4 protein-coding genes are annotated in these 14,572 nt (G+C 66.1%); 1 reads left to right on the forward strand and 3 read right to left on the reverse strand.

What is annotated here, in order from left to right:
• The 3 genes from IEX05_RS10160 to IEX05_RS10170 form a co-directional block, all read right to left on the reverse strand.
• Positions 1 to 1,798: choice-of-anchor G family protein (locus IEX05_RS10160; RefSeq protein WP_188701509.1), on the reverse strand; the 1,798-nt coding region annotated here is incomplete at its 3' end.
• A gap of 294 nt (positions 1,799 to 2,092) precedes the next feature.
• Positions 2,093 to 4,096 (reverse strand): DNA helicase RecQ, encoded by a 2,004-nt coding sequence (gene recQ / locus IEX05_RS10165; RefSeq protein ID WP_188701511.1) that lies wholly within the window; start codon positions 4,094 to 4,096, stop codon positions 2,093 to 2,095.
• Between the two features lie 174 nt (positions 4,097 to 4,270).
• Positions 4,271 to 11,431: an SdrD B-like domain-containing protein gene (locus IEX05_RS10170; protein ID WP_188701513.1), complete on the reverse strand. Its 7,161-nt coding sequence runs from the start codon at positions 11,429 to 11,431 to the stop codon at positions 4,271 to 4,273.
• Positions 11,432 to 12,152: 721 nt separating this feature from the next.
• Between IEX05_RS10170 and IEX05_RS10175 the strand changes: the two genes are divergently transcribed.
• Positions 12,153 to 14,564 carry a LuxR C-terminal-related transcriptional regulator gene (locus IEX05_RS10175; RefSeq protein WP_188701514.1) on the forward strand — a complete coding sequence of 804 codons (2,412 nt, stop codon included), beginning with the start codon at positions 12,153 to 12,155 and terminating at the stop codon, positions 14,562 to 14,564.
• Positions 14,565 to 14,572 lie beyond the last annotated feature (8 nt).

Genomic DNA, 14,572 nt, shown 5'->3' on the forward strand with positions numbered 1-14,572 from the left:
CAACCGTGCCAACCTCGACACCGTCAACCGTGATCGTCACCGTCTCGAGCGGAGCAAAACCCTCACCCGAGATCGTCGTCGAACCACCCTGCTCCACCGATCCCGGCGTCACCAGAATCGACGTGTCATACACGGGTGCTTCGTCCAGCGCACGCACGGTCGACGATGCCAGGGAAACGTTTGCGACGTTCAGCGCCGGGAGTAGCGAGATGCCCAGCGCATTCACCGTGAACGACTCGTCGCCCAGCAGGCCAAGCTCTGCCGATTCAAAATTTGTCGGTTGCTCGTTGATCGTCACCTGCACAACCTGGTTGAGCGCGGCGAACACCGGTGAGAGGCCATTCAGCAGGCTCGCGAGAGGCCCAGAGATAACCTCTTCAAGATTGTCGAGCAGCGGCACCACAGTCAGCCCGACCGTGTCGCCGACAGCATTGAGCACACCGTTCAGGACGGGAGTCAGAAGCGCATTGATCAGCCCGTCGAGTTCGATACCGAGCGCCCCCAGCAGAGCACCGAGAAGGCCACCCTGCTCTACCTCAATGTTGATGAGGTCCGTATCGAAGTCTTCAGCGGTCCCGAGCAGCTGGCCGAGCGGCGCGTTGATCGAGACGTCTGCCGCGACCGACGCGACGAGCGGAACTGACAGGTTAACGCCGAGTTCAATGTCCACCTGAAGCGAATTAATGATGTTCTTCACCGGGTCGACGACATCCGTGACGACGTTTCCGAGAAGATCTGCCGCCGCATTCGTGATCAGCGTCAGGGTTGTGGCGTTCAGCAGCTGAGTGTTCGCGCCGAGACCATTCAGGTCGCCGCTTTCGACGAGCTTCGACAGGTCGATCGTGATGTCGCCAGCACCGAGATCGAGCGAGAGGAGCCCGTTGTCATCGCCAATGGTGCTGGTTAGCAGCTCATCGACCTCAGCCAACGCAGCATCGAGGCCGTTGACGCCAACGGAGCCGGATTGGACCGTGGCGGCGAGAAGCCCCAGGTTGATGTCGAGGTCGATGTCGTTGAGCGCCCCGACAAGAGTTCCTTCAGAGCCAAGTGCCTCGTTCAGCGCCAAGCCGAGATTCGTCGATGCACCACCGAGAGCCGTCGTCAAATCGCCTGCAAGCGGGCTGGAGACGGCGATCTCAGCACCCGCAACCACGTAGTCCGAGGTCACCACGCCGGCGTTCTCTTCCGCCACCGACGCAAGGGCGCCCAAATCGAGCGATAGCCCATCTACGATCGCGTCCGAGACCCCCTCGAGATTCAGCTGACGCAGCAGGTCGATGAGGTCGACTGAAGCGAAATCGGTGCTTCCCTCGTTGATGCCATCAACATTGATCGCGCCGTCCTCAGTGACCACGCCTGCCGCGGCCTTCGACGATGTCGCCGTCGGCGAGTGGCCGAACGAGTTCACGAGCCCCGCGTTGCCAAGATCGAGAAGCCCGTTCTCCTGATCCGGAGTCTTTAGCAGCGGCAGGTTCACCGTCGGCAGGTTGACGTCAAGAAGCCCGAGAGCGCCGATGTTCAGCGGGTTGAAGTTTGCACCCTCATCGCTTGGGTTGCCCGACGTGGTGACGCCGACGTCCAATAGCTGCTCGTCAGTCAAACCCCCGATGACCTCGTTGAGAAGGTCAGACGCGATCATCTGTGCAAGCGACTCGGAGTCATCGGTTTCGGCAGCGGTCGCGGAGGTTGCGCCTGCACCAACGAAGGCTGCGGTGATCGCAGTGGCAGTGACAACACCCCCGACCCGCTTTGCTGTGAGCCAGGGCTTCACCCGTGGCCGCTGCTTTTCAGCACGCATTGATATCCCCTCAGATACGTACGCAAGTAGAGCCCGAAGCGGACGCCTCGGGGACTGAGGAGGCCAGCGAACGTGGAGCTGTACGCAGGATTTACTCAGTCGAGAGATATCCTGCCGGGCCGGAGGGGTAATGTCCAGCGAACGCAGAGAAATACCGCTACTCCCCGCGAGTCGCTTGTGGCGCGTCGTTCCGCGGGTGACGCCGCGTGTCAAATCCATGTATGCGCATTGAAAATCGGAAGGCAAGCGCGAGGCGAGATTCGCCCCCGCGCGGAGGTCAGTGGCGGACCGCTACTACGCCGCCGTGGCGCCGATCACCTCGAGCACCTGTTCGCCGTACGCATCGAGCTTCTTCTGACCCACGCCGCTGATGCCGCTCAGCTCCTGCAGCGACGCCGGGCGATGCTCGGCAATCGCGCGCAGCGTGGCATCGCCGAACACGATGTACGCCGGCACGCCCTGCTCGCGGGCCTGGCCGGCACGCCACTCGCGAAGCGCCTCGAAGAGACCGCGGTCGTTCTCGTCGAGAGTGTCGGCGGCACTGGTCTTCCGCGCGATCGCGGAACGCGACTTGCGGCCGATCACGTCGTGCCGCAACAGCACGGGCGTCTCTCCGCGAAGCACCCCGGCCGAGGCCGGGGTAATCGCAAGCGTGTTGTACTCGCCCTTCGGCGTGAGCAGCCCCATCGCGAGGAGCTGGCGGATCACGCTGCGCCAGTCCTGCTCTGAGAGGTCCTCTCCGATGCCGTAGGTGCTCAGCTGGTCGTGACGGAAGCGCTGGATCCGCTCATTTGACTTGCCCCGAAGGATATCGATGAGGTGCCCCGCACCGAACGACTGCCCGCGCTCGCGGTCGAGGCGCACGATCGTCGACATCAGCTTCTGCGCGGCGACCAGGCCGTCCCACGTCTTGGGCGGTTCGAGGCAGGTATCGCAGTTGCCACACGGATCCGACTTCTGACCGAAGTACTCGAGCAGGTTCTGCCGCCGGCACGAGACCGTCTCGCACAGCGCCAGCATCGCGTCGAGGTGCTGGTTCTGCCGCATCTGCAGGGTGCGGTCTCCCCCGCCTTGCTGGATCATTCGCCGCTGCTGCACGACATCACCGAGACCGTACGCCATCCAGGCGACGCTCGGTTCTCCATCGCGACCGGCACGACCCGTCTCTTGGTAGTACCCCTCGACCGACTTCGGCAGATCGACGTGCGCGACGAAGCGCACGTCGGGCTTGTCGATGCCCATGCCGAATGCGATGGTCGCGACCACGACGACGCCGTCGTCGCGGAGGAATCGCGACTGATGCGCCGCGCGCACCTCTGCGGGCAGACCCGCGTGGTACGGGATTGCGTCGATCCCCTGCCCCGCCAGGAAGGTCGCGATCTGCTCCACCGACTTGCGGCTGAGGGCGTACACGATTCCCGCGGATCCGTCGGGCTGCGATCGGATGAACTGCAGCAGTTGCTTCCGCACCTCCGTCTTCGCCTCAATGCGGTACTGGATGTTCGGGCGATCGAAGCTCGACACGAAGTGCTGGGCGTTCTGCAACTGCAGGCGCTCCGTGATCTCCCGATGCGTCTCCCGCGTCGCCGTGGCGGTGAGCGCCACGCGCGGCACGCCGGGAAACACCTCTCCGAGGTCGCCCAACGCGAGGTAGTCAGGCCGGAAGTCGTGACCCCACTGACTGACGCAGTGCGCCTCGTCGATCGCGATCACGCTCAGGGATCCGCGCTGCAGCAACGCGCGCGTCTGCGGATTCGACAGCCGCTCCGGTGCGACGTAGATGAGGTCGAGCTCGCCCGCGATGTACGCGCGCTCGACGGCGAGCCGCTCCGACGGATCCTGCGTCGAATTGAGGTACGCGGCCGCGACGCCGTTCGCGCGCAGCGCCTCCACCTGGTCGTGCATCAGCGCGATCAGCGGCGACACGACGAGCCCCGTGCCCTCGCGCACGAGGGCGGGCACCTGGTAGCAGACGCTCTTTCCACCACCGGTCGGCATGAGCACGATCGCGTCGCCGCCCGAGATCACCTGCTCGACGACGGCGGCCTGATCGCCGCGGAAGGCGTCGTACCCGTAGACGGTGCGCAGCGCCTCCAGCGCGGTCGCATACCGCGAGCCGCGAGCGGCCCGCACCGGCGGATCCGTCGGCGCGACCGCGCCGGGAGCACCGGAGGGTGCGGCGAACGGGTCGGCCCATTCGATCGCACCGCCGTCGTAGTCGCCGTAGAAGTCCTGCGGCGGTTCCTCCGGGGGGAGCCACCCGTCGTCGGGCTCGGGCGCGTACATCGGATCGCTCATGGTTCCAGCCTATGAGCGAGGCCTGACAATCGCGCCGGGTGTGGAGAACACGACAAAGAGGCCAGGACCTCGCGGTCCTGGCCTCTTCGCACGGGGTCGCCTATGAGGCGCTCCGTGAGCTCACCCGACCCGTTCGACCATTGGGGGAACGAGAGAACGAGCCGGGTGAACGTCTTATCGCTGCTGCGTGCGGCGACGCATCGTGTAGACGATGGCACCACCCAGCAGCATGGTCATCGCGAGCGCACCCAGCGGGAGTGCGAGGTCCCCACCGGTCGGCGACAGGTCGCCCTCCGGTCCCTCCGTGGGAGACGGCGCCGGCGCCGGCGACGGCTCCTCGCTCGGCTCCGCGGCGGGTGCCGGTGCGGGCTCCTCCGACGGCTCCGCGCTCGGCGCGGGAGACGGCACCTCGGTGGGTCGAGGCGTTGGCTCGTCGGTCGGAGTCGGCGACGGGTACTCCGAGGGAGCAGGCGACGGGTCATCCGTCGGAGTCGGCTCGGGGGTCGGCTCCTCGGTCGGCGTCGGCGTCGGCGTCGGCTCCTCGACGGGCGTCTTGACGAACCCGAAGTCGAGGGTGTCGTCGCGGTCACCGTCGTTCACCAGGTTGCCCGACTCGGCCTCGTTCGTCGACGAGTCCTTGTCGCGGTCGCCCACGCCCGGCTTCGTCGGCTCGTAGCCCTCGGGAACGCACGTCACCCGGACGGTGTAGTGCTGGCCCTCCGGCAGTGCCGGCAGGTTCTCGAAGGAGTAGTAGCCGTTCTCGTCGGTCGTCACTCGCTCGACGGGGTTGCCGTCGATGTCCGTAACGGGCTTTCCGTCGGGGCCGACCAGCTCGAGGCAGACTCCGGGGATGCCGGGCTCGCCGTCGTCCTGGATGCCGTTGCCGTTCTCGTCGAACCAGACGGTGTCGCCGACCGAGACCCGCTTGACCACGAGGCCCGCGTCCCACGTCGGGTCGATGCCCTCGGTGGCGGCCAGCGAGCCGTCGAAGACGAGCTCACCGTTCGAATCGTCGAGGACGATCTCCTTCGTCAGGCCCGTCGCCGGGTCTGCGTCGGAGTCGGTGCGCTTGTCACCGGATCCGGTTGTGGTGAACGCGTAGCGCTGGGACTGCTCGTCCGTGAGGACGAACTTCACCTGATAGGTGCCCGCGGGCAGCGAGTCAAAAACGTACCAGCCCTTCTCGTCCGTCGTCGTCGAGTCGATCGTCTCGCCCGTCGCCGGGTCGATGAGCTCGACGGTCACGTCGCCGAGCGCGGCTTCGTTCGCGTCCTGCACGCCGTCGCAGTCGGTGTCGATCCACACGTAGTCGCCCAGCGCGTAGGTCTTCTCGACCACGCCCGCGTCCCACGTCGGGTCGATGCCCTCGCTCGCGAGCACCTCGCCGAACTCGTACTGCTCGCCGGAGACGAGGGATCCGTTGGATCCGTCGAGAACGAACGAGACGGTGAGACCGGATCCGCGCGTTGCGTCGGAGTCGGCCAGGTCGTCGTCACCGGCGTGAACGTCGGTGAACGTGTAGACCTTCGCCTGCTCGTCGGTCAGCGTGAAGCGGAGCTTGTACTCGCCGCGGCGCAGCTCGTCGAAGATGTAGCGGCCGTTGTCATCGGTCACCGTCTTCGCGACGACCTCGCCCGACTCGACGTCGATGAGCTCGACGGTGACGCCCGGGAGAACCGGCTCGCCCTCGTTCTGCACACCGTCGCGGTTGGCGTCGATCCACGTGTAGTCGCCGACGGCGTAGGTCTTGTGGACCACACCGGCGTCCCACGTCGGGTCGATGCCATCGGTGGCCGTGACCTCGGCGGGCTCGTAGCTCGTCGTGAGGTTCGGGCTGCCGTGCTTCAGCTCGATGACGTCGGTGATGCCGGTCGCCGGATCGGCGTCCGAATCTTCGCCACCGATTTCCGCGTTCTTGCCGGTGAAGTTGTATTCCTTCGCCTGCTCGTCCGTCAGGGTGAACTTGACGCGGTAGTTGCCGGCCGGCAGCTCGTCGAAGAGGTAGCGGCCGTTCTCGTCGGTCTTGATCGTGGCGATGACCTCGTCGGAGGTCTCGCCGAGCAGCTCGACGATGACGCCCTCGAGCGTCTCCTCGTCGTCCTGCAGACCGTTGCCGTTCTCGTCGACCCAGACCGTGTCGCCGATCGCGTAGCTGCGAGCGAACACGCCCGCGTCCCACGTCGGGTCGATGCCCTCGGTCGCCTCAACGCCGTCGACGCCCAGCACGAGCTGCTCGTTGCCGTCATCGAGCGTCACCGGAACGGTGATGGCGATGGCCTGGTCGTCACCGGAGACGGTCGCGTCCGAGTCCTTGTTGGGACCGGTGCCCTCGTCCAGGCTGTTCGGGAACGTGTAGACGTAGAGCTCCGACTGCTCCGGGGTCAGCGTGAACTGGACCCGATACTCGCCCGCGGGCAGGTTGTCGAAGCGGTACTGGCCGTCCTCGTCCGTGGTGGCCGGGTCGACGGGCTTGCCCTCGATGTCGGTGACGGGCTCGCCGTCAACGCGCTGCAGTTCGACCGTGACGCCCGACAGGACCTCGTCGTCGTCCTGCAGGCCGTTCTTGTTCGCGTCGATCCACGTGTAGTCGCCGATTGCGTAGGTCTTGACGACCACGCCGGCATCCCACGTCGGGTCGACACCCACGGTCGCGAGGATCTCGGTGTCGGCGTGCGCCTCCTTGTAGGCGACGAAGTCGTCGCCCTTCAGGACGGTGCTGTAGCCGACCTGGAACGGTTCGGTCAGACCGGATCCGCGCTTCGCGTCGGAGTCGGTCGCCTTGTCCTCGCCCTGGAGCGCGTCGGTGAAGGTGTACTTCACCGCGTCCTCACCGTTGAGCGTGAACTTCACGCGGTAGGTACCCGACAGAACCTCGTCGAACAGGTAGTACCCGTTCTCGTCGGTCGTCGTCACGACGGGCTCCTCCAAGGAGTTACCTTCAGCGTCGACGAGCTCGACGGTGACGCCCGGAAGAACCGGCTCGCCCTCGTTCTGCACGCCATCGCGGTTGACGTCGATCCACGCGTAGTCGCCGATCGCGTAGGTCTTGACGACCACACCGGCGTCCCACGTCGGGTCGATGCCATCGGTGGCCCTGACATCGGCGGGCTCGTAGCTCGTCGTGAGGTTCGGGCTGCCGTGCTTCAGCTCGATAACGTCCGTGATTCCCGTCGCCGGATCGGCATCCGAGTCGGCGTTCGGTCCTTCGGTCGCGACGCCCTTCGTCGTGAAGATGTACGTCTCGTTCTGCTTCTCCGTCAGCGTGAACTTCACGCGGTAGCTGCCCGCGGGCAGCTCATCGAACAGGTAGCGACCGTCGGCATCCGTCGTGACCGTGCGCGGCTCCTCGAACGAGTTGCCGTCGGCGTCGAGCAGCTCGACCGTGACTCCCGAGAGAGTCGGCTCGTCGTCGCCCTGCAGACCGTCGAGGTCCTCGTCGATCCACACGACATCACCGATGGCGAAGTTGCGCTCGACGACACCCGCGTCCCAGGTCGGGTCGATGCCCTCCGTCGCCCCGATGCCCGGATACTCCCGGTCAAGGTTCGTGTTGGCATCGCCGAGGACGATGTCGCCGGTCGTACCAACCGCAGGGTCGTCGCCGGGCTTGGCGTCCGAATCCGTCGCCGAGCCGTCTCCGAGCTTGGTGAACACGTACTGCTCCGCCTGGTCTTCGGTGAGCGTGAAGCGCACCTGATACGTGCCGGAGGAGAGGTTGTCGAACGCGTAGTGCCCGTTCTCATCCGTATGCGTGGTGCCAGCCACGTCGCCGTCGCGAATCAGCTCGACGGTGACGCCGGCAAGCGCCGGCTCGCCCTCATCCTGCTGACCATCACGGTTGCTGTCGATCCAGACGACGTCACCGATCGCGTAGCTCCTCTGAACCACGCCGGCGTCCCACGTCGGGTCGACGCCGTACAGGGCCTGTACGTCGCCGAACTCATAGTCGGTCGTGAGGTTCGCGTTGTCACCGTTCAGGTGGATGACGCCGCTCTCGCCCGACGCCGGGTCGGCGTCGGAGTCAGCGGCCGGGTCTCCCTGATGCACCGACGTGAAGACGTAGTCTTCGGCCTGCGTGTCCGTCAGGACGAAGCGCACCTTGTACTCGCCTGCGGGAAGCAGGTCGAACAGGTAGCGACCGTTCTCGTCGGTCGTCTCAGTGCGGATCACGTCGCCCGTGGCCGCGTCGAGCAGTTCGACCTTGACGCCCTCGAACGCCGTCTCATCGGCGCCCTGCACACCGTCGCCGTTGGCGTCGATCCACGTGTAGTCGCCGATCGCATACAGCGGCAGGGGGTCGTTGTTGATCGTGACCGCGGTCGACGCGCCGTCGGCGCGAATCGTTGCAACAACCGGCACCTCGCTGAGTTCGTAACCGGCGGGCGCCTTGGTCTCGACGATGGTGTACTCGCCCACGGGCACATCCGCGGGGTCGTTCGAGTCGCCCTTGAGACCCGGAACCACGACGCCGACCTCGTCGCCGTCGTCGTTCAACGTCACCAGCTGCCCGTCCACGACGTATGCGTCCTCAACCGAGAAGCCGTTCGGTCCCGTGATCGAGAACCGCGCGTCGCGGTCGGTGATCGTGACGTTCGGGCGCTGCGAGTCGGACTTCGCGATCACCAGCGGGTATCCGCTCGTGTACGTGATCACGGTCGGGGCGGCGCCGGGGATCTTGTTGACGATGCCCACGTTCGGCTCCGCCGCATCGACGCGCACCTTAAAGTTGACGTGCGGGTTGACGCCCGCGGGCAGGGTCGTGCCCTGCTGCTGCGAGATCGTCATCACGCCATCCTTCAGCGTCGCCTGCAGGTTGCCGTCCAGGGTGACGCGGTCGGTGGCGCTGACCTCGCCGGAGACGATCTTGTCGTCGCTCACAAAGCCCAGCGCGGTGATGCCCTCCGGAAGCACGTCGCGCACGTCGAAGATGCGCACGCCGTTGTAGCTGCCGTGCGGCAGCAGCTCCACACGGTAGATGAAGGTCGAGCCCGTTACAGCGTTGCCATCCTCGTCGAGTGGCACGCGAAGGTTCTTCGTCCAGTTCGCGTTACCCGCGTCGTAGACGTACTTCTGCACCTCCATCTCGTCGCCGTATGACGTCGCGGAGGCCTTTGCCTCGTTGTACCAGGTGTACTCGCGGGTCGTCTCGCCCTCCACGCGGGCCGAGTTCGATGCGTCAAGCGTCTGCTTGCCGGTCACGACGTGCGTCGGCAGGCTGAATGCGAGGTGCAGTCCGTCGACGAGGTTGCCCTCGTCGTCCTTCAGCTCGTCGAGCTTCGTCGTATTCAGCTGGAACACCAGCTCGCCGTCGTTGTTGATCGACAACGAGAAGTCGTCGCCGTTCAGCTCCACACCGGCGTATCGAGCCGAGATCGTCGCGCCGATCGCGTCCAGGGTGTCGTCGGCAATGTCGAAGGTGTCGTGGTTGACCATGTCGATGATCTGCGACTGGGCCAGGTCGACGAGCGCGCCCTTCCCGATCTCGAAGGTGAACGGAATCCAGTTCACCTCTCCGATCGTCATGCGCCCAAACGTGCCAGCCTTCTTGTCGAAGGCCTTATCGTCATCGATCTCCGTGCCGGCATTCTGCACGACGAAGAGGTCGCGGTTCTGCGACGGACGATTCTGCGTGTGCTTCGCCGATCCGTCCTCGCCGCGACCGTCCCAGTAGAAGAAGTTCGCCGTGTTCTGGAGGCAGTACGACGTCGCGACCTGCGGATCGTTCTTGTTCCAGGTGCAGAAATCGTCGAACGCCGAGGCGTCCTCAATCACCGAGGCGACCGTGAACGACCAGTTCTTCGAGGTGTCCTGTCCGAGGTTGATCCACAGCGTGCGGTTCGCGGCGTCGATCCAGTAGTCGCCGGCATCCGTGTTCGCGGCGAAGGATTCCTCCGTCAGGGGCTCGGCCGGTGCCGAGGCGAGCCCCGTCAGCTCGGCGTTCGCCTCGAGCACCGAGGCACCCCAGACGACCCCCTTCGGCAGCTGGTCGCGCATGACGACGTCCTGCGTGAGGTTCCACTTGGGCAGCCACGTGCCGTTGTCCTGGAACGCGCGAAGGTCGGCGGTGATCGTGTACTCGGTCGTTAGCGGGAGCGCGGTCAGAACCGGCTTGCCCTCGTCGTCGACGGTGCCCTCCGGGTTCAGAATCGTCTGCTGCGGGGAGTCGAGCTTCTTACCGAAGCCGGGCTTCGGCTGCGGCTCGGCGTCGATGCGCAGCGCCAGCTTGCCGTCGGCACGCGCCGAGGTACCGGCCGTCGTGCTCGCATCGTTTCCGAACAGCGCCCAGATTTCACCGCCGGACTCCGAACTAACCTCATCGAGGCTGTTCACCCGGCCGTTGTCCTTGCCGCCGTCCTTCAGCAGCTGTGCGATCGCATCGAGCTGCTCGGGGTCGACATGGGCGGTGTACGTGATGACGATCTGTGCAGCCTGGTCGACCGAGATTCCGGGAAGCGTGAAGGAGTTGTCCGAGATGTTCACCGCCGGAAGGGGGAAGTCGGCGGTCTCGCTGGAGAACTCGTTCCAGGTCTTGATGGTCGCGTAGAAGCTGTCAGCATCGTAGACAAGGCGCTCGTCGATCACGTCGCTGAGGTCGAAGGTCGAGGCGTCGGCGACGTTGACTGTCAGGGAATACCGCAGGGCGCCCGGCTGGGTGACTTTCGGATCGACCGTGATGGTCTCGGTCGCGGCGTCATACTTCAGCGCGCCGTCGAAGCCCGGCGTCGCGATGCCCTTGTTCAGGGCGTTGCCGAAGTTCCCCGGCTTCGGGTCCCAGTCCTCCGGATCCTTGACGACCAGCTCGGTGTCGAGCTGGATGTTCGGCAGGGTCCAGGTGATCGTTTCACGCGTCGTGCCCGACTCGGGCTTGCTCAGCGTGAAGCGGAAGTCGATAACACCCTGGGCGTTGTATGAACCCGATTCGACGTCATCCTGGAAGGTGAGGCGGAGCTCTCGAGTGGCCTCGTCGAATACCACGTCTTTCAGGGCGCCATTTCCGGCCGGCACACCGCTAGGGAACACCACACCCTCCGGCACCCCGACCACGACCGTGCTGCCGTTCTTCTGCAGATTCGTCTCGTACTGCAGCTTCACGCTGTATTGCGTGCCGGGCGTGACGATCGTGTCGTCGCCGAGCGCCTCATTGCCGTAGTCGACGGTGAGGGTCAGCCCCGCGTCGACGTCCTCGGTGATGATCGGCGCCGCGACGGCTGCGCTCGGCACGACGAGGCCGAGCACGGCCACGGCGAACGCAAGCGCTGCAGCGAGCGCCGTTCTGAACGACCAGCGGACGCCGCGGCGTTGCAACGCGGCGTCCTCCGAAACCTGATGGTGCACTGTGTCCCCTCTTGTGAAATGGTCTAGCCGAGCGCACGCCAAAGTCGCAGGCGCGCGACAGGGTAAAGCCCTCATCGGCTGCATGTGAGCGGGTCCCCCGACCCGCTCTGTCGCTCGCGCGCACGCAAAGGCGGCACACGACCCACGTCCAGCTTTCCGTATGGCGATTGAGGCTCCAGGACGAAGCGCGGCTTTTACCCCCGCTTTTACCCCCCGTCGTTACCGTTCCGATATCAGACGTGTGAAGGAAGCCACGCGGAGCGGGAAGCGAGGGGCTAAGAGCTCCACTTCCTAGCCCCTCGCGGGCGGCGGTGATACCGCTGCCCTGCGCGAGAACCGACTCAGAGCGGGTCCCGCGCGACGTGCGGATTCTCTCGCTGAGGGGTCGAGATCCGCACGAACCGTACGCCGATCGGACGTCGCGGCTCTGCCGGGTCCGGTTGGGCCTCCCCACTGTGACGCATGCGCCGGCCCGATCTCACCCCCGCTCTCGTTTTCGCGAAGATTTACCCCGCGGTTACCCCCGCGCCGATCACCGCGCCACGGTGCCGCGGCGCCGCACCGAGAGCATTTCCTGCCGTAGATCAGGCAGAAATCCGGCGGCCTTACGGCTAATCCAGGGCATCAATGCCCGAAAGATCCGTAAGGTGGCCTGTGGGGGAACGTTCTGTCGACCCTTTGTGCGTATCCCGGCGCCCGAAGGTGAGCGTGGGGAGTACGTATGCGGGACGACCGAGAGAGACAGCCGCGCGCCGATTCGTTGGCGGATCCGGCGCTGATCGTCGTGCGCGGATCCGCGGGGATCGGCAAGACCGACCTCGTTCGGCGCTGGGCCGGCACGCTCTCGGGCGCCGCGCTGCTGTGGCCGAGCATCGCTCCGCCGCGGAGCACGCGCAATTTCTGGATGCGCGCGATCACGCAGCTCCACGCCCGCGGGTGGATCAGCGATCGGGCGCTCTTCGACGCGATCGACCGCGCCGGTCAGCCCGACGACGACATCCGCGACATCGTCGGCGGACTGCTCCACAGCATCGCCGACTCTCCCATCATCGTGCTCGACGACCTGCACAGCGCCGTCGACGACGGCATGTACCTCGAGATCGTCAGCGACCTCGTGCACTTCCTCCGCGTCTGCGAGAAAACCCGCGCCGTCATCATTGAGAGTTCGCCCTCGCCGATCGACGCAATCGACCTCCCGGAACACATCGTGGTCAGCGAGGCGCACCTCCCACCCGTCGCGTTCCTCGGCCGGGCGAGCGGATCCGGCGTGGGGTTCTTGTCGTCCGCGCCGGGCCTGCGGGCACTGGTGCAGGATTCGCGGCTGCTCCGCGACGTGTGCATCGCCGCGATGCCCCATGAGATCGACGCAGAAGTGGCCGGCACGTTGACGGGGCGCGACGGCGCGGAGCTTCTCGAGACCTTCGCCCGTTGGGGTCTCGGAACACTCGAAAGCGGGCCGCACAAGTCACGTTTCGTCTTTCGAGCCGACACGAGGATCGCGGCACTTGCCGAACTGCGCCGATCCTGGCCGAAGCTGCTCGTCACGACGGCGGAACGCCTGTCACGGCTCTACATGATGCGGGCAGAATACGACGTCGCTTTCGAGTTCGCTGTGCTCACGGGCGATGTGGCTCTGATCACCCGCGTCGGCCTCCGGATGGTGCCGTTTCCTATGGAACTCACGCCGGACATCGTCGATGCGATCGGCCGGCTCCCTCTCGAAGACATCCATAACAGCGCGATGCTCAGCCTTTTCGCCGCGACCGTCGCCGAGCAGGCGCCCCGGCCCGACCGTTCGACGACCGATCTCTACCGACACGCGGCCGACGCGGCACGCGCCTCGTCGCGCGGGCTTCGCCCGACCGAGCGTCTCGTCATGTTGGGCATCGAGTCTTACGCACTCCAGCACGCGGGGAACATGTCCGCCGCCATCACAGCCGCTCTGCACTTCGCCGAGCGCGCGGCGGCGATGATCACCGAACGTGACATAGACGCCGAGCTCGCACACGTCTTCGGCAACTTCGCGTATCAGGTCGCCGTCACGCTCATCACCGGGGATGAGTTCACGGCCGCAGCCGCGCTCCTCACCCACCTCGAGAGGTACTGTCTCGCACACGGCATCGAGTACCGGCGCCGCTTCGCGCTCGCGGGGCTCGCGTTCCTGGAATCCGTCGGCGGCCGAGTTCCCGCCTCGCTCACCCTCACGCAGACGACCGAGGGGCCGCTCACCTCACCCCTGCAGAGTTCGCGATCGTACGGGGCGTTCGTCAACGCCACGGCCGTCATCTGTGCCGGGCTCACGGGCGACTTCGACGCGCTTCAACGCGCCGTGACCACCCTCCGCGAACGTCCGCATCCCATGCACTGGGACGTCCTGCTCTTCGGCGAGGTCATCCTCGACCTCGCCGCGGGCAACGTCGGCGCGGCGCGCGTGAGATTCGACGAGGCGGTGGGCGCGCACCTCGCCTTCTCCCCCTCCGCACCGTCGCCCCGCCGCGCCAGTTACGTGCGCTCGATCCTCGTGCTGTTCGGCGAGAATCCGCGACTACTCGCGACCTCCGGTACGCGCACGGCCGAGGATCCGCTCTCCCTCGCATTCAGCGCGGGGCGCGACATCGATCACGGCGATCAGGACGCGGCCGCCGCCAAGCTCGGCAAGGCCGCCGCCAGCGCGCACACGCCCCTGCAACAGCACGTCGTGTTCACCATGCTCGCGCGCCTGGGCGTCGCCAGCGAGGATCCGGAGACGACGCGGGATGCCGCAAGCCACCTCCTCGTCCTCGCGCGCACGCACAAGCTCCGGCTCGCATTCGCACTCCTCACCCGCGACGAGCGCACGCGGATCCTTCAATCCCTCCGCTCGCCGGGCGAGCTTCGCGCGGCGTTCGCGGTCACGCGGCCACTCGCGCAGGAGTCGACTGCGGTCAACGCCTCGATCCTGACCGCGCGTCAGCTGGTGATCATCCGCGCCCTCGCAGATCTCGGCAGCCGCCAGGAGGTCGCGCGGAAACTCTTCCTGTCTCCCGGCACGGTCAAGGCACACCTGCGCGCCATCTACAAGAAGCTCGACGCACACAATCAGGCCGAGGCCATCTACAAGGCGGCCGCGCTCGGCCTGCTACGCGGCCGTTAGACCGGCTC

Source organism: Microbacterium nanhaiense, assembly GCF_014646015.1.
GTDB classification, from domain to species: Bacteria; Actinomycetota; Actinomycetes; order Actinomycetales; family Microbacteriaceae; genus Microbacterium; species Microbacterium nanhaiense.